General features: G+C 54.3%; 13 protein-coding genes. All 13 read left to right on the forward strand.

Going from position 1 to position 17,976, the window contains the following annotated elements:
* The first annotated feature begins 291 nt into the window (after positions 1 to 291).
* On the forward strand, positions 292 to 1,533 hold the full coding sequence (locus tag JWG43_RS10915) for an aspartate kinase (RefSeq protein ID WP_205242983.1): 1,242 nt from the start codon (positions 292 to 294) through the stop codon (positions 1,531 to 1,533).
* 4 nt (positions 1,534 to 1,537) lie between these two features.
* Positions 1,538 to 3,130 carry a citramalate synthase gene (gene cimA / locus JWG43_RS10920; protein ID WP_205242957.1) on the forward strand — a complete coding sequence of 531 codons (1,593 nt, stop codon included), beginning with the start codon at positions 1,538 to 1,540 and terminating at the stop codon, positions 3,128 to 3,130.
* On the forward strand, positions 3,114 to 3,632 hold the full coding sequence (locus tag JWG43_RS10925; protein WP_205242958.1) for a ComEA family DNA-binding protein: 519 nt from the start codon (positions 3,114 to 3,116) through the stop codon (positions 3,630 to 3,632). The genes cimA and JWG43_RS10925 overlap by 17 nt, the downstream gene beginning before the upstream one ends.
* A complete protein-coding gene (miaA, locus tag JWG43_RS10930; protein WP_205242959.1) occupies positions 3,629 to 4,612 on the forward strand; it encodes a tRNA (adenosine(37)-N6)-dimethylallyltransferase MiaA in 984 nt (327 codons plus the stop codon). The genes JWG43_RS10925 and miaA overlap by 4 nt, the downstream gene beginning before the upstream one ends.
* The gene (gene recJ, locus JWG43_RS10935) at positions 4,609 to 6,393 is read left to right on the forward strand and encodes a single-stranded-DNA-specific exonuclease RecJ (protein WP_205242960.1); all 1,785 of its coding nucleotides are present in this window, start codon (positions 4,609 to 4,611) and stop codon (positions 6,391 to 6,393) included. The genes miaA and recJ overlap by 4 nt, the downstream gene beginning before the upstream one ends.
* Positions 6,394 to 6,722: 329 nt before the next feature.
* Positions 6,723 to 8,165 carry an adenylosuccinate lyase gene (gene purB / locus JWG43_RS10940; RefSeq protein ID WP_205242961.1) on the forward strand — a complete coding sequence of 481 codons (1,443 nt, stop codon included), beginning with the start codon at positions 6,723 to 6,725 and terminating at the stop codon, positions 8,163 to 8,165.
* Positions 8,166 to 8,191: 26 nt separating this feature from the next.
* Positions 8,192 to 8,476, forward strand: a complete 285-nt coding sequence (locus tag JWG43_RS10945; protein WP_205242962.1) for a DUF4911 domain-containing protein — start codon at positions 8,192 to 8,194, stop codon at positions 8,474 to 8,476.
* Complete coding sequence (miaB, locus tag JWG43_RS10950; protein ID WP_371925182.1) at positions 8,463 to 9,824, forward strand: tRNA (N6-isopentenyl adenosine(37)-C2)-methylthiotransferase MiaB; 1,362 nt, start codon at positions 8,463 to 8,465, stop codon at positions 9,822 to 9,824. The genes JWG43_RS10945 and miaB overlap by 14 nt, the downstream gene beginning before the upstream one ends.
* 40 nt (positions 9,825 to 9,864) lie before the next feature.
* A complete protein-coding gene (locus JWG43_RS10955) occupies positions 9,865 to 10,518 on the forward strand; it encodes a histidinol phosphate phosphatase domain-containing protein (protein WP_205242964.1) in 654 nt (217 codons plus the stop codon).
* An 84-nt stretch (positions 10,519 to 10,602) separates the two neighbouring features.
* Positions 10,603 to 11,472 (forward strand): radical SAM protein, encoded by an 870-nt coding sequence (locus tag JWG43_RS10960; RefSeq protein ID WP_205242965.1) that lies wholly within the window; start codon positions 10,603 to 10,605, stop codon positions 11,470 to 11,472.
* Between the two features lie 645 nt (positions 11,473 to 12,117).
* Complete coding sequence (locus JWG43_RS10965; protein WP_205242966.1) at positions 12,118 to 13,032, forward strand: carbohydrate kinase family protein; 915 nt, start codon at positions 12,118 to 12,120, stop codon at positions 13,030 to 13,032.
* Entirely contained in the window at positions 13,029 to 15,200 is a 2,172-nt protein-coding gene (locus JWG43_RS10970) for an HAD-IIB family hydrolase (RefSeq protein WP_205242967.1), read from the forward strand. Before JWG43_RS10965 ends, JWG43_RS10970 begins: the two co-directional genes overlap by 4 nt.
* Positions 15,201 to 15,356: 156 nt before the next feature.
* Entirely contained in the window at positions 15,357 to 17,747 is a 2,391-nt protein-coding gene (locus tag JWG43_RS10975; RefSeq protein ID WP_205242968.1) for a sucrose synthase, read from the forward strand.
* Positions 17,748 to 17,976: the final 229 nt, after the last annotated feature.

Raw genomic sequence — 17,976 nt, forward strand, 5'->3', positions numbered from 1 at the left:
ACGATTGCAGAAATTTTGTTGCATTGCCTCAACCCCCGGAATACGGTAAACCACGGCCGTACTTCTGAAGCGGCCGCGACCAATCGGCATTTGTCATGCAACGTGGCTGCTCATAACTCGTGCCTATCCTGCAACGAAATATTTAGTTCCGAATCAAGGCGCGTTGGCGAATTTAAAGGTAGATATAGATATAATCTTCCGAAGATTACATTTGACAGCGCAAAAAAAGAGTCAGGGGAAGAGAGCCGTTTCTGGATGGGCACTGACTCACTCTTCAAAGTGGACACGGACATGGCGCTCATCGTTCAAAAATATGGAGGAACCTCGGTTGGTTCCACAGAAAAAATCAAGGCAGTGGCCCAACGGGTCATTCAAAGCCATAAAATGGGCAATCGGATCGTTGTCGTCCTCTCGGCCATGGCCGGTGAAACCGATCGGCTCACCGGCCTTGCCCTCGATATGCAGAAAATACCCTTCCCCAGGGAAATGGATATGTTGCTGGCCACCGGAGAACAGGTCACCGTGGCTCTTTTTGCCATGGCCGTCAAGAATGCAGGATTTGATGCCATTTCCCTGCTCGGCAGTCAGGTTTCGATTCATACCGATGCCATGCATACCAAGGCCCGGATACAAACTATTGATCCGGAGTTGATCAACGCGTATCTTGATCAGGGAAAAATCGTCACCATTGCCGGTTTCCAGGGGGTCTCCAAAAAGGGTGACATCACCACCCTGGGGCGGGGCGGATCCGATACCACCGCCGTGGCTCTGGCGGCGGCCATGCGGGCTGATGCCTGCGAAATCTTCACCGATGTCGAGGGAATTTTCACCACCGACCCCAACATCTGTACCCTGGCACGGAAAATCGATCACATCAGTTACGATGAAATGCTTGAACTTGCCAGCCTGGGAGCAAAAGTACTCGATATACGGTCCGTAGGCCTGGCAAAACGTTTCGGTGTCCCTGTTCATGTCCGTTCAACTTTTTCAGATAATATCGGCACCTGGGTGGTTGAGGAGAATAAAATTATGGAATCCATGCTGGTATCCGGCATCACATACAGTAAAAACGAGGCGCGAATCACTATCAAAAAAGTGCCAGATCAGCCCGGAATAGCGGCGAAAATCTTTTTGCCAATCTCCGATGCCGGCATTCTGGTCGACATGATTATCCAGAATACCCATGACGGCCGCCTCACGGATATGACCTTCACTGTACTGCGCCGGGACTACGACCGGGCCATGGATATTCTCAAAAAGGTCGCTGAAGAAATCGCTGCGGAAGCGGTGACCGGCGACAAGGACATTGCCAAGGTCTCGATTGTTGGTCTCGGTATGCGCAATCATCCCGGTATCGCCTCGACCATGTTCCAGATTTTCGCCAAGGAAGGCATCAACATCATGATGGTCTCCACCTCGGAGATCAAAGTTTCCTGCATCATTGCCGAAAAATATACGGAACTGGCCGTCAGGGCCCTGCATGACGCTTTTGCCCTGGACAAGGAAAATTTACCCGCTGAAGAAATAGACTAAGAGCATGGCCCGGATCATCGAACTCTACGACACTACCCTGCGGGACGGCACCCAGGCCGAAAATTTCAACCTGTCAGTGGATGACAAGATCAAAGTATGCCGGCAGCTCGACCACCTTGGTATCGATTTTATCGAGGGAGGCTGGCCTGGATCCAATCCCCTGGCTGTTGATTTTTTTCGACGGATGCAGGACATCGATCTCAAGCACGCCCGGCTGACAGCTTTTGGTTCGACCCGCCATTTTCAGAAAACACCGGAAACGGATGCCAATATTCAGGCCCTGTTGACAGCGCAAACCCCGGCAGTGACCATCTTCGGGAAAAGTTGGGATATTCACGTTATTGACGCTCTGCGGATTGAACTGGACGATAACCTCCAGATCATTGAAGATTCGCTGGCCTATCTTCGTCCCAGGGTTCGGTACCTGATATATGATGCCGAGCATTTTTTCGATGGTTTCAAAAACAATCGGGAATACTGCCTGGCCACTCTGGGCAGGGCGATTACCGGCGGTGCGGAGACCATCGTCCTCTGCGACACTAACGGTGGAACACTGCCCCATGAAATTCCCGAGATCATGGCACGGGTGCAACAGTACTGTGCTGATTTGAACAGCGAAGTCCGTATCGGTATTCACTCCCATAATGATTCGGAAACCGCGGTGGCCAACTCGCTGATGAGCGTCCACCTCGGAGCCAGTCATGTCCAGGGAACCATCAATGGCTTTGGAGAGCGATGCGGCAATGCCAACCTGACCTCCATCATTCCGGCCCTGATCTTCAAGATGGGCCTGGAGTGTGAAGTCGGTAAACGGATTGACCAGTTGTATACAACCTCCCGGCTGGTGAATGAACTGGCCAACCTGCCTCACAATCGATACCAGCCTTACGTCGGTGATTCCGCCTTTGCCCATAAAGGGGGTGTTCATGTCAGTGCTGTCCAGCGCAACCCCATGACCTACGAGCATCTGGCCCCGGAAAAGGTGGGAAACAGCCGGAGGGTTCTGGTTTCCGATCAGTCCGGCAAAGCCAATATACTTCTCAAGGCCCGCAAGTATGGCCTGGATATCGATCAGGATGATCCGATGATGGCCACGATTATCAGTGACTTGAAAGAACTTGAGAATCAGGGGTATCAGTATGAGGCGGCGGAGGCCAGCTTCGAGTTACTCATGCGGCGGGCCCTTGGCCTGCATCGCGATTTTTTCCGCCTGGAAGCTTTCCGGGTCCTGAACAACAAGAATGACATGAACAAGGATCCGATTACCGAGGCCACCATCAGACTTTATGTCGATGGCAAGGAAGTCCATACCGCCGCCATGGGGGAAGGTCCGGTGAATGCCCTGGATCGGGCCCTGCGCAAGGCCCTGACCAGATTTTATCCCAGCCTCGAAGATATGGAGCTTGCCGACTATAAGGTTCGTGTCCTGTCCGGTGAGCACGGTACCGGAGCCAAGGTTCGTGTATTGGTGGAAAGCAGGGATCTCCACAACAGCTGGGGAACAGTGGGGGTTTCGTTCAATATCATCGAGGCGAGCTGGCAGGCGCTGGTGGACAGCATCAACTACAAATTGATGCAGGATGAAAAAACGAGATAGCGAAAAACTGCCGGCACCGGTCGACAGCTTCAGTGCCAGGGACAAGCGTGCGCTTGTCCTTTTCCTTTTCGCCCTGCTCTTGATTGCTGTGCAGTTCCGCCCGGTATCGGAAGTGCCGGAACCACAGCCCCTCGGCATACACCGTAGTACTGAAAACAATGGGTGGTCTCTGGTCGTACTGTCCACCGACCCGCAACTCAATGCTGCAAGCCCGCTTATTTTGGGCGTAGGTGGAGTGGATATCCCTGGTTTTGATCGGAACGTTCTGGACGCATGGCCCCTTGATCTATTGTTTTTTTTCAATCGCCCGGTCCCGATTAATCACGCCACCGCCGAACACCTGCTGCGGTTGCCGGGGATCGGGCCACACCGGGCCGCGGCCATCGTCGATGACCGGGAGCGGCATGGACCCTTCAACCGCCCGGAGGATCTGCTGCGCGTCTCGGGGATCGGTCCCAGGACCCTGGAACAGCTGCTTCCCCTGGTCTGCTTTGCACCATGATGACCGCCTCGACCACGATTCTCGAACCGGTTCTTGTGCTGGTGGGCCCGACCGCCATCGGCAAGACTGAGCTGTCGATACGTCTGGCCGAAAGGTTTGATTGCGAGATTGTTTCCATGGATTCGATGCAGGTGTATCGGTACATGGACATCGGCACCGCCAAGGCGAGCCGGGAAGAACGAGGTCGCATCGTCCATCACCTGATCGATATCGTCGATCCGGACGAACAGTATGATGCGGCCGCTTTTATCCGCGATGCCCAGGCCGCAATAGCCGCAATCACAGCCCGGGGCAGGGTCCCCCTGATTACCGGTGGGACCGGTCTGTACCTCCATGCCCTGATCAACGGGTTGTTTGCCGAGGTCATCGTAGCGGAAACGGTCAGGGAGCAGATGCGGCAACGGTTGGAGCAGGAGGGCAGGGGAGCGCTGCACGAAGAGCTTTGTAGCGTGGATCCGGCTAGTGGCGCCAGAATTCATGTCAATGATACCCAGCGCCTGTTGCGGGGGCTGGAAATCTACCATGCCACCGGGATTCCCTGGTCGGAACATATCCGCAGGCAACAACTGACCGGACCCCCCGCTGTGTTCAGCAACATGCTGCAGCTTGGTTTGACCTGTGATCGAACTCTGCTGAACGAAAAGATAAAAAAACGTACATTCAAAATGATGAATGATTCTTTTCAGAAAGAGGTTGAATTTTTGATCGACCAGGGTTTTCGCTGCGGCCTGCCGTCAATGCAGGCCCTGGGCTATCGGCACATGTGCGGGTGCCTTGACGGAACATGGGATCGCGATACAGCCACGGATGCGCTGGTTCGTGATACCCGTCGCTACGCCAAGCGGCAGATAACCTGGTTCAGGGGCCAGGCTGATTTGCACTGGCATGAGGCGCATTGCACTGAAAAAATATTTCGAGATGTGGACCTCTTTTTGCAAAAAAGGGCGGGGCCTGCACACACCAGGACCGGTTTACCATGAAATCGCTCCCCCCGGCTTTACCCTATATCCTTCCTCCTCGAACCAACGCCGCAGCGACCAGAGCGTTCGGCAGCGCCGCGGCCGCTGCATGCAATATACCGCCACAACTGGCGGAAATTCTCTACCAGCGGGGTGTTGCCACCCTTGGCGAATTGCAGGAATTTCTCTATCCGCAACTGGCAATGCTGCCCGATCCTGCGACCATGCAAGGCATGGAGCAGGCCATTGATTGCCTTCTAACCAGCTGCGCTGCCAGGAAACCTGTTTTTATTCATGGAGACTATGACGTGGATGGCATGACCGCCACGGCCCTGCTCGTTACTTTTTTCAGGGAAATCGGTATGCAATCAGTGTGCTGGTACATCCCCAATCGTTTTGAGGAAAAATACGGATTATCAAAACAATCAATAGACAAACTTATTTCTCTGCATGAACATAGCCATGGTCATGGTGGCGTACTTATCACAGTGGACTGCGGCATTACGGCAGTAGAAGAGGTGGCCTATGCCAGGTCGCTCGGCTTTCGGGTGATTGTCACTGACCATCATGAGCCCCATGGACAGAGGCCCGAGGCGGACGCAATTTTAAATCCCAAGCAGTCAGGGGAGGCTGCCCATTTTTCCTCGCTTGCCGGGGTTGGGGTTGCTTTTTTTCTGATCATGGCCCTGCGCAGGGCCATGACGACCAACGGTTTTTCATTTGGCCCCACGGTTCCCAATCTGAAAAAGTACTTGGACCTGGTGGCTTTGGGGACAGTAGCGGATGTGGTTCCCCTGGTCGGTATTAACCGAATCCTGGTTCGTGCTGGACTTGAAGTCCTGTCAACAAAGAACCGATATGGCGTTTCTTCTCTTTGTGATATATGTGGCATCGGTGCTCTACCGGTGCAAACGGAAGATATTGCCTACAGGCTTGCCCCGAGACTCAACGCCGCCGGACGGCTAGGGCAACCACACCATGGGGTCAACCTGCTGCTGGCAACCACCAGTGATCAGGCTCGCGACCTGACCCTGGTGCTTGAAGAACTGAACAGGGAGCGTAAACAGCTGGAGTTTGAGACCCTGGAAGAAGTCATGGAGCAATGCGGCACCCAGATCCAGGCGGGATGGAATGGCCTGAGCGTCTACCATGCGGCCTGCCATCCAGGAATTGTGGGAATTCTCGCTGCCCGCCTTGTCCAACGATACGGCAGACCGGCGATTGTTCTCACCGACGATGCAACTGGAGGCGATGGGGGAAATCGCCTCAAGGGATCGGGAAGATCGCTCCCCGGCACGAACCTCGTAGATGCCCTGCAGGCATGCTCACCGTTGCTGGATCAGTTTGGCGGCCATGCCATGGCGGCCGGATTGACGATTGCCAGGGAGAACCTGGACGCTTTTGCCGCGGCTTTTCAGCAACAGGTGACGAGCATGGGTGGGCCGGTAGGGGAGGGAGCCGTAAAAATTCAGGTTGACTATCATTTTGAGAACAGCAGCATGCTGACCGAGGATTTTGCCAGGGCCATGCAGCTGCTGCAGCCCTGTGGAGAGGGAAATCCTGAGCCCGTCTTTCTTATGACCAGCGAACGTTTGCTCCAGCCAAGGAACGTGAAAGGTCATCTCAGCTTCCAGGTTCATTCCGGCGGCAACGGTGCAGCGATCCGGGGCATCGGCTTTCACCTCTGGCGCGATTCTCTTGACCTGCGAAAACCCGTTGACCTGGTTTTTCATGTCAAACGATCCTGGTACAGGGGCGTTGAACAGCACCAGCTACACGCTCTTCATATCGCATCATGTTGATATACATACATAAGTAAAATTTTACATAATATATATTATGCGACATTGTTAATATTGTCAAATTCCGCACCCGGCGCATCGACCCGAACCGCCTTGTTCGTGTGCCGGGTCACTGCTCATTGGGCCCATGCGAAACCATTCAATGCAATGGTGGCAAACGTACCCAAAGATGAGTACCATGCACAAGCGTATGGTTCACGTTACACCTTTTTACAATCAGCCACCAGAACGTGGCGCGGCGTCTAACTGTCACGGATTCAGTATTGATACAACTTAAACAAGAGTCCAGCCGTCACGGATTCAGGATCCTTTTAACCACGAGATGACCTATGACCTATGATATTTACCGGGAGCCCCTGGTCTCCCGTTATACCAGTCGTGCCATGCAGGAACTGTTTTCCGAGCGATTCAAATTCACCCATTGGCGCCGCTGCTGGGTCGCCTTGGCCGAGGCGCAACATGAACTGGGTCTGGCCGCGGTTTCAGCGGAAATGATTGCCCAATTGAAAGCCTATGTCGACAAGGTCAATTACGATGTTGCCATTGCCAAGGAACAGGAAATCCGCCATGATGTCATGGCGCACGTCTATGCCTATGGTCAGCAATGCCCTCTGGCCGAGCCCATCATCCATCTGGGGGCCACCTCCCAGTTCGTAGTCTGCAACACGGATTTGATTATCCAGAAACGTGCCCTGACCCTCATAAAAAATGCCTTGCTTCAGGTTATCGCCAATCTGGCCGCATTCTGTGACCAGCACAAAGACCTGGCCACCCTGGGATTCACCCACTATCAGCCAGCCCAGCCCACAACGGTTGGCAAACGTAACACCCTGTATATTCACGATTTACTCATGGACCTTGACTCTATTGAACACCTTGAGGGGCAGATCAAGGCCCGAGGGGCCAAGGGAACGGTCGGCACCCAGGCCACCTTCATCGAGTTATTTAACGGCGATCACCGCAAAGTACGGGAACTGGACCGGCTCGTAGCGAAAAAACTCGGTTTTGATCAGGTTTTTGCGGTCACCGGGCAGACCTATCCCCGCAAGCTGGACATGAAAACCTCGGAGACCCTGGCGGGAATTGGCGCCTCTGCCCATAAATTCGCCGTGGATCTCCGCTTGCTCTCCAACTTGAAAATGCAGGAAGAGCCCTTTGCAAGCAAACAGGTCGGCAGTTCAGCCATGGCGTATAAACGCAACCCCATGCGCTCGGAACGTATGACCGGCCTGGCTCGGAAACTGATGGGGCTTCCCGCCAACTTTGCCGCCACTGCCGCCAACCAGTGGTTTGAACGGACCCTGGATGATTCCGCCATTCGCAGAATGGATCTGGCCCAGGCTTTTCTGCTCACTGATGCCGTCTTGAGATTGTATGTGAACATTACCAGTGATATGGTTGTCTATCCAAAACAAATTGAGAAACATCTCAAAGAAGAACTGCCGTTCATGGCTACTGAAAAAATTCTCATGGCCTGCGTTGAGCGTGGGTATAGTCGACAGGAGATGCATGAGGTGATCCGTGAACACTCGGTGGCCGCCGGGTTGGATGTGAAAAATCAGGGTCTGGACAACAATCTGCTCAAACGCCTGGCCGAGGATGAGCGTATCCCTTTTGGGCGCCAGGAACTCGACGATCTGCTGGGTAACTATCAGCAGTACACCGGTCGCGCTGCTGCCCAGACCGAAGAGTTTCTTCTCGAAGTCGTGGCACCGGTGCTGGCACGGTACAAGGATCAACTGAGCGTTATCGACGCCTCGCTGAGCGTGTAATTTTTTTTCCTCAATGCGATTGCAACATGCATCCGAAAAGACCTTTGCCGGTGACTGTTGAATGGTATCTGCTCATTCGACCTGAAAAAATCAGCCTGCTCAGGTTTATCCTGGAAGGATACGACGGCTTGGCAACCATGACCACGATCTCGGCCCGGGATGGTCTGGTCCGCATGCGGACTTTTGCCTCTGAATACAGGGAAGCGATGGAACTGCTCGATGCCTTGGCCCCCGAACTGACCCCTTTCCTCCCGGCCGACAGTTTGATCAGGGAAAACGTTCCGGCGCAAAGAACAGATAAAAATGGGTAAAAATCTTTATATTAAAACCTTTGGCTGTCAGATGAACGAGCGGGACTCGGAAATCATCGAGCAACTCCTTGCTCAGCAGGGCTATATCCCCACTGATTCTCCTGAAGATGCCGATCTCGTCCTGGTGAATACCTGCAGCATTCGTGACAAACCCGAACAGAAGGTCTACAGTCTGCTCGGACACCTGCGGGAAGCAAAAGCCAGAAACCCCTCGTTGCGCATCGGAGTGACTGGCTGCGTTGCCCAGCAGGAAGGGGTTCGGATCATGGAACGGATGCCCCATGTGGATCTGGTCGTCGGCACCCAGCAGATCTACCTGCTGCCGATGATGCTTGGTCGCCTTGAGCACGGGACCGGGAGTGGCAGGGAGATCGCCACCAATCTGGATGCCGGCTTTGTGATTCCTGCGTTTCAGAAACTGCTGCGCAACAGCCCCCCCTCCCCCGCTTCTCCTGACTTCAAACGATTTGTCACTATCATGCAAGGCTGTGATAATTATTGCAGCTATTGCGTGGTGCCGGCAACCCGGGGCAGAGAAATCAGTCGCCCGATGGTCGATATCATCGAAGAAGTGGAGATTCTGGTGGATCAGGGGGTCAGGGAGATCACCTTGTTGGGACAGAATGTCAACTCGTACGGTCGGAACAGCCTAGGGGATGGCGACGGTACCACCTTTACTGACCTGCTGCGCCGGGTTGCCGGAGTGCGGGGGGTGCAGCGGCTTCGCTTCACCACCTCTCATCCCAGGGATCTCAGCGAAGATCTCATGCGCTGTTTTGCGGAAATCGACATTCTCTGTCCGCATTTCCACCTGCCAGTCCAGTCCGGTTCCAATGCGGTGCTGCAAAGGATGAACAGAAAGTACACTGTTGAATCCTATCTGCGGAAAGTGGACACGCTCCGTACTTTTTGTCCGGATATCGCGCTGGCCACTGATGTGATCGTCGGGTTTCCCGGGGAAACAGAGGCCGATTTCCAGGCCACTCTGGACCTCCTTGCCAGGGTTCGTTTCCATGGCTCCTTCTCCTTCAAATATTCCGACCGGCCCCACACCCGATCAGCTGCCTTTGTCGACAAGATTTCCGAAGAGGTCAAGAGTCAGCGACTGGCACGGTTTCAGCATCTACAGGATGAAGTTTCTCTTGAACGGAATAAAGAATATATAGGAAAAAAAATGGAAGTAATGGTTGAGGAATGTTCCACCGGCGGATGCAAGGGGCGCACCCCTACCAACCATGTTGTTCACTTTGCCGAGCCTCATCACCCGGCTTTAGTCCCGGGCGTTCTGGTCAGTGTCTGTATCAACCATGCCGGCAAGCATTCCCTCAGGGGTGAATATTGCCAATGAACATGAAATGTATTAAATAACACATTGAATTATCAATAGTATGATAGATCTTCATTCCCATTCTTTTTTCAGTGACGGTGCACTGGTCCCCGCTGAACATGTGCGGCGGGTCGAAGTTCTCGGCTACTCAGCCATTGCCATCACCGACCATGCCGATTCCTCGAACATTCATCTCCTTATTCCCAACCTGCTTCAGGCGGCCCGCGACCTGAATCCGGTCAACAAGACCCGGTTGCTTGTCGGGGTTGAATTGACCCACGTCCCTCCGGAGCTGATTGGCCCCTTGACCATGCGCTCCAGAGAGCTTGGCGCCCAACTGGTCGTCGTCCATGGCGAAACCCCGGTGGAACCGGTTCGTCCGGGAACCAACCTGGCCGCCCTTGAAGCTGATGTCGACCTGCTTGCACATCCGGGCTTTCTCAGCGAGGAGGAGGCTACCCTGGCCGCGAAAAAGGACATCCTGCTGGAACTATCCGGACGTAAGGGGCACAGCCTCACCAATGGTCACGTCGTGCGGATGGCACAGAAAACTGGGGCACCGTTGGCCATCAACGCGGATGCCCACGAGCCTGGAGACTTCCTGACGATGGAAATGGCGGAAAAGGTGGGCCTGGGCGCCGGCCTCAACCGGGAAGAGTACCAGCGCGTTCTTCGCAATATGGCCGCCGCGGTCGAAAAAATAAAAAAAATATAAAAACAGAAATTTAAAAAGAATTCCTCTTGTATTTGTTTTGACAATTTTTCTGGATCGGCATTAACTACCACGGAGTCTTTTACCATGCATTATCAGGGAACCATTTATCGACCACCCAGTGAAGCCAACAGCATCCTGCTCCAGGTCACCACCGGATGCTCCCACAACAAGTGTACGTTCTGCGGCATGTATAAAGGGCAGCGTTTCACCATCAAGCCCGAGGAAAGAGTCTTGGCGGACATCGAGTATGCTGCCACTCATTTTGCCCATGCCCGTAGACTTTTTCTTTGTGACGGAGACGCTCTCACCCTGGGTACCGATCGTTTGCTCACCATCCTTCGGGCAATTCAAGCAAAACTCCCCAAGGTCACCAGGGTTGGAATCTATGCCAACAGCAAGAGCCTTAGGTCCAAATCCGTTGAAGAGCTGCAGCTTCTTAGCCGGCACGGTCTGGGGATTTGTTATATCGGGCTGGAAAGTGGTGATGATGTCACCCTGAACCGCATCAACAAAGGAGCCGATGGCAAACAGATCATAACTGCGGCAACAAAAACAAAAGAGGCCGGGATACCAGTATCGATCACCGTCCTGCTCGGGGTTGCCGGACCGGAACGGTCCACGATCCATGCCACCGAGACCGGTCGGGTGCTGTCCGCCATTGATCCGGAATTTGTCGGAGCGCTCAGTCTCATGTTGGAACCGGGGACTGTCCTTTATGATGAGTACCAGGCTGGCCATTTTGCCATGCCCGAACCCTTTGCCATCCTGCAAGAGCTGCGCACCATGATTGCAGCGACCAATCTCAGTAATGGCCTTTTTCACGCCAACCATGCCTCAAATTATCTGCCGATCAAGGCCAAGCTGCCTGAAGAAAAAGACAGTACCCTGGGCCTGCTTGATCGCGCCCTGTCCGGTACAATGGCGTTGAAGCCCGAGTATCTGCGCGCTTTGTAGCCTCCAGATAGCATTTCCAGGCGCCGGGCAGGACAATCGTTGACGCAACCACCTGTCTTTCCCCTTGTTCCACACCACCCCGTGAGCCTTAAGGAGACCTGCTGTTTCTCCTCCCCGCCCCTTTTTACTGCCACCAAAACCGAAATACCTGGTCGGGTAAACCAGGGCAATTTGACTTTTTCCACATATTTATGGTATGATGTAAGTTCAATTTGACCTGAAGCAAATTTTTTTTCTCTGAAAATGTCCCCTGAATACAAGCAAAAGATACCCCTGCATCCGTGACGGCAGGAGAAGTATTTGGATTTTATCGTGCTGTAATAAGGTTATACTTGCTGAATTTTTAATAATAACCTCCACCCGCCACCCTTCGGAGCGTCCGTTCGCACGCCGTCTTCATCGCCCGTCCCCTTTCGTTGAAGTGTCCTTTGAGCGAACGGCCACGGACAACGAACTTGACCCACGGACGATCGCTCACGGATCCAGGAGTACCTGACCTGGAAACTGGAAACGTTTACCAGTGCTTCATATACGGACAGGCAGTCGGTCGGGCCATATCATCCTCAGCACGGCAGCCTGATCGTCCGCGGATGGAAGACCGATAAACGAATCCGTGAATCTATCCCCCCAACTGTTCTACTGATCATGCCTACAGTCCACAAAACAACGGTTGTCCTTTTTGGCGAAGTTCTGGCCGACATCTTTCCCGACCGCCAGGTCTTGGGCGGCGCACCGTTCAATGTCGCCCGCCACCTGCGGGCTTTCGGCCTCCATCCCCTGCTCATCACCCGGGTCGGGCAGGACCAGTTGCGCGACGAACTGCTTGCGGCAATGAAACGCTTCGACATGGACACGCGCGGAGTACAGAGCGACCCTGTCCATCCCACCGGACAGGTAACAGTCAGCATCGATCAACAGGGGCATAACTTTGATATCCAGCCGCTTCAGGCCTATGATTTCATTGATGCCAAGGCGGCCTGTAGCGAGGCTTTGGCGGTCTCCCCCCTTATGATGTATTTTGGAACCCTGGCGCAGCGTCACGAGACTTCAAGACAGGCCCTTGAGGCATTGTTGCAGCGAATTGATGCGTTGAAATATCTCGATATCAACCTCCGGGAACCCTGGTTCGACGCGGCTACCGTGGAACGTTCTCTCGCCAATGCCGATATCGTCAAGATGAACGAGGATGAATTGGCCACCATATCCGCCCAGTTCAATCTTGCCGGCTCCACTCCACAGGCACAGGGACTTGCTTTGCAGCGGCGCTTTGGCCTCAAGGGGCTCCAGGTGACCTGTGGCGCGGACGGAGCCTGGCAGCTGAACACCGATGGCCGCTTGCTCCAGGCACAAGGGGGCTCGGCACAGGGTGCAATCGTCGACACCGTAGGGGCTGGTGACGGCTTTGCCGCTGTATGCATTGCCGGACAACTGCTGGACTGGCCACCTCAACTCATACTTGACCGGGCCAACATATTTGCTGCGACGATCTGCACCCTGCGCGGTGCAATTCCGCCCGATGAAGGATTCTATTCACCATTTCTCAGGGAGTGGCATCTATGAGCAACACCGCGATCAAATATGACAACCCCATTTATGTCCTGATGATCACGGTCCACGGCTTGGTTCGCGGTCATGATCTCGAACTGGGCCGCGATTCCGACACAGGCGGTCAGGTGACCTATGTCATTGAACTGGCCAGGGCTCTGGCCCGTCATCCCGGGGTCCGCCAGGTCGATATACTCACTCGCCTGATCGAGGATCCGGGCGTTGAGAAGGATTATGCACAACCCGTGGAGGACATCGGTGAAGGCGCCCGCATCCTGCGCCTGCCGTGCGGACCGAGGCGCTATATCAGAAAAGAACTGCTCTGGCCGCATCTGGACCAGATGGTGGACCGTTGCCTGCATCTGCTCCGTCAGCAGGGACGGTTGCCCGACCTCATCCACAGCCACTATGCCGATGCCGGATATGTTGGTTTCCAGCTTTCCCAACTGCTCGGTATTCCCCAGGTTCATACCGGCCACTCCCTGGGCCGCGACAAACAGAATCGACTCCTGGCATCGGGCCGGAAAAAATCGGCCATCGAACGGCAGTTCAACTTTACCCGCCGTATTGCCGCCGAGGAAGAAGTTCTGGCCCAGGCTTCCCTGATCGTCACCAGCACCCGCCAGGAAATCGAGGAACAATACGGATTGTACCTCAACCATGATCCAAGGCGCTGCGCGGTCATTCCCCCTGGAACTGATACTTCGCGCTTTTCACCCCCGGGCCGGAGAAAAATCGCTGAAAACATCGTCAACATGGTGGACCGTTTTTTTACCAGGGTTGGCAAGCCCATAATTCTGGCGATCTGTCGACCGGATATCCGCAAAAATCTGCATGGCCTGATTGCCGCCTATGGCGGACACGATCAGTTGCGTGAGATTGCCAATCTGGTGATCATTGCCGGCAACCGCGATGATATCCGTGACCTGGAAGAGGCCCAGCGGAAAGTACTCGCCGATCTCCTGCTTGACATCGATAAATTTGATCTCTGGGGTCAAGTCGCCATCCCCAAACGCCATACCCCGGAGGATGTGCCGGAACTCTACCGGTTGGCCGCCCGCCGGCGAGGGGTATTTGTCAACCCCGCCCTGACAGAACCCTTTGGCCTGACCCTGATCGAAGCCGCGGCCAGCGGCCTGCCCTTTGTCGCCACCGAAGACGGCGGTCCCCGGGATATTGTTGCCAACTGCCGAAACGGCCTGCTCGTCGATCCCCTGGACCCAAAGGCCATTGGCGAGGCCCTGTATCAAGCCCTGGCTGATCGTCATCAATGGCGGCAATGGGCCAGAAACGGTGTGGTGGGTGTCCGCCGCCATTACAGTTGGGATGCGCATGTCGGCAAATATATGCGAGCCGTAGGGAATCTTCTCCGTCGGGGCCGCAAACACCGTCGTCGCCGGCTGGCCATGACCCTGCAGGGTGGCAAATCGCCCATGCCCCTGGCGCAGCGTGCTTTAGTCACTGATATCGACAATACCCTGATCGGTCACCGGGAAAGCGTCCGCGAACTGACAACCTGGCTGCTCGCCCATGCCGGTTCGGTCGCTTTTGGCATCGCCACGGGACGGCCACTGGCAAGCGCGGTCCAGGTTCTTGAAAAATGGCGTATCCCCCTGCCTAACGTACTGATCACTTCCGTGGGCAGCGAAATCAACTACGGCCCGGACCTGTCTCCGGACAAGGGCTGGATCAACCATATCCGCCATCTCTGGCGGCGGGAAGCTCTGGTTGAAGCGTTTGCCGATATACCAGGACTTACTCTGCAGAAGGCCCCGGAGAACCAACGGGAATTCAAGGTGAGCTACGATACGGATCCGAAAAAAATGCCTTCTCTAAAACAATTATACCAACGACTCCGTGAATTGAACCTGCATGCCAATCTCATTTATTCCCACGAGGCTTTTCTCGACGTCTTGCCGGTGCGGGTCTCCAAGGGACATGCCATTCGCTACCTGGCCTACAAATGGGGGTTGCCCCTGCGTAATTTCCTGGTTGCCGGTGACTCGGGAAATGATGCCGAAATGCTGGTGGGCGACACCTCGGCTGTGGTTGTCGGCAATCACAGCCCGGAACTGGAACATTTGCGCGGCCTTGAACAGGTGTACTTTGCCCGGGGCTCCCATGCCCGGGGCATTCTTGAAGGACTTGAACACTACGGGTTCAACAACGCGATACAGCCCTGACCTTGTACGCCACAAACGCACCTGGATCCGTAAATGTTCATCCATACGTCAAAATGTCAACGTTCTTATACATTGATCACAGTGCAATAAATCGAAAACCAAAATCCAGCCGTCAAGGATTCAGGACTTAACAACCAAACAAGAAAAGGAGAAAGCATGCTTGAGGTCCTCAATACCGGTCTCCAGGAAAACAGAGACGTCTTCTATACTCTCCTTCGTCGCCTTTTTCTAAAAAACCGACCATTTCTGCTCCAATCCGATCTGCGCGAGGAGTTCAATGCCCTTGTCGGTGAATACGACCAGGTGGATCTGGCTGATTCAACCCTGGGGCATTTTGTGTCACGCTTGCAGGAAGGTCTGTTTCGCTCTCCCTGGGTCTATTTTTCTGTACGGCCCGGGGTGGCTCGACTGGAGTATATCCGAATCCACTGCGAATCGCTGATTCCGGATCAAGTCAGTATCTCCGAGTTTCTCCAGTTCAAGGAGATGCTGGCGGACCGGACCGAAGCACCGCAACCGGTGCTGGAAATCGATTTTGCCCCGTTTGGCAGGGGTTTTCCCCGACTGACGGATCCTCGTTCCATCGGTCAGGGAGTGATCTTCCTCAACCGGCAGCTCTCCAGTGACATGTTCAACAAGCCGCATGAAGGTATGGAAAAACTGCTTCATTTCCTCACCATTCATGCCATTGAGGGCCAGCAACTCATGCTCAATGGCCCTTTTCGCGATGTCAAGGCGTTTCGACAGGCTCTGCACAGTGCCATCAGTGCGGTGGAAAAACAGCCGCAAGAGGCGACCTGGGAAAAGATTGCCGACAAGTTGAACAAGCTGGGATTTGCCCCAGGATGGGGAGACAATGCCGCTCGCATGACAGAAACCATGAATCTGCTGGCCGACATCCTTGAAGCACCCTCCCCTTCGGCTCTGGAGGCTTTTCTGGCGCGAATCCCCATGATCTCCCGTTTACTGATTCTGTCGCCGCACGGATACTTTGGTCAGGACAATGTTCTCGGCCTTCCTGACACCGGCGGTCAGGTGGTCTACATTCTTGATCAGGTACGGGCTTTGGAACGGGAAATGTATCAACGCCTGGCCCGTCAAGGCGTACATGTCACCCCCAAGATCCTGATCGTTACCCGCTTGATTCCGGACGCCGGCGACACCACCTGTAATCAGCGTATGGAAAAGGTCAGCGGTTGTGAAAACACCTGGATTCTCCGGGTACCGTTTCATAAACCCGATGGTGCCATTGTCCGCCAATGGATTTCCCGTTTTGAAATCTGGCCCTATCTCGAATCCTTTACGCAGTCGGTCGAGCGGGAGGTTCTCGCTGAATTCGGCGGCAAGCCCGACCTGATCATTGGCAACTATTCCGATGGTAACCTGGTCGCTTCACTGCTGAGTCAGCGCCTGAGGGTCACGCAATGCAATATTGCCCACGCCCTGGAAAAAACCAAGTATCTGCATTCGGACCTGTACTGGCGGGAAAACGAATCCCAGTACCACTTCTCCTGCCAGTATACTGCTGATCTCATCGCCATGAACACTGCGGACTTCATTATTGCCAGCACCTATCAGGAAATTGCCGGCACAGACGAAACCATTGGCCAATATGGCAGTTATCGGTCCTTTACCATGCCGGGTTTGTACCGAGTGGTGAATGGTATCGATCTGTTTGACCCCAAGTTCAACATTGTTTCGCCCGGTGCCGATGCGGACATTTACTTTCCGTATACGGACCATGAACGCCGATTGAGCGGACTGGCTCCTGAAATCGAAGCCATGATCAATGGCGAGGCAACACACCAGGCTCGGGGCAACTATCTGGTCAAGGACAAACCGCTGATTTTTACCATGGCACGCCTGGATCGGGTTAAAAACCTCACCGGTCTGGTGGAATGGTACGCTGCCTCGGAACGATTGCGCAAGGTTGCCAATCTCTTCATTATCGGTGGATACATCGATCCGGCCCTGTCATCGGACCATGAGGAGCAGGAACAGATCCGACGAATGCACCACTTGATGGATACCCATAAGCTGGACAACGAAATGCGTTGGCTGGGGATGCGCCTAGATAAAAATCTTGCCGGTGAACTGTACCGTTACGTCGCTGACCAGCGGGGTATTTTTGTTCAGCCGGCTCTGTTTGAAGCCTTCGGCCTCACCATTATCGAAGCCATGGCGTCAGGTCTGCCGGTCTTTACCACCCGACACGGCGGTCCTCTGGAGATCGTCCAGCACAATCGTTCCGGTTTTCACATCGACCCGAACTACGGTGAATCGGCAGTTGAACTGATAGCTGATTTTCTCGAACGCTGCACTGAAGATCCCGAAGAATGGACTCGAATCTCCCAGGGAGCCATGGCCCGGGTCGAAGAGCGGTACACCTGGAAAAAATATGCGGAAAGGATGATGACCCTGTCGCGGATCTACGGATTCTGGAAGTTTGTCAGCGAGGTGGAACAGGAGGAGACATCACGATACCTGCAGATGTTTTATCATCTGCAATTCCGTCCACTTATGTGGCATCCCGGCGAAGAAAACTGACGGGCCTCCGGTCCGCTCTCTTGAACCGTTCATAACTGCCGGCGCGCAGGGGTGTGGGGGTTTTTCCGAAACCTGGATCCGTGCGTGGACGCCCGAAGGGTATTGTCAATGATTCAACTGCAATTACAATGTGGTTACAGCAAGATATACCCAAAACAAGCGTCCAGCCGTCACGGATTCAAGTGGAATAATCGGCCGGAAGTCTGCTCACTGGCATCACTGCGCCTGG

The organism is Desulfobulbus alkaliphilus, from assembly GCF_016918545.1.
Lineage (GTDB): Bacteria > Desulfobacterota > Desulfobulbia > Desulfobulbales > Desulfobulbaceae > Desulfobulbus > Desulfobulbus alkaliphilus.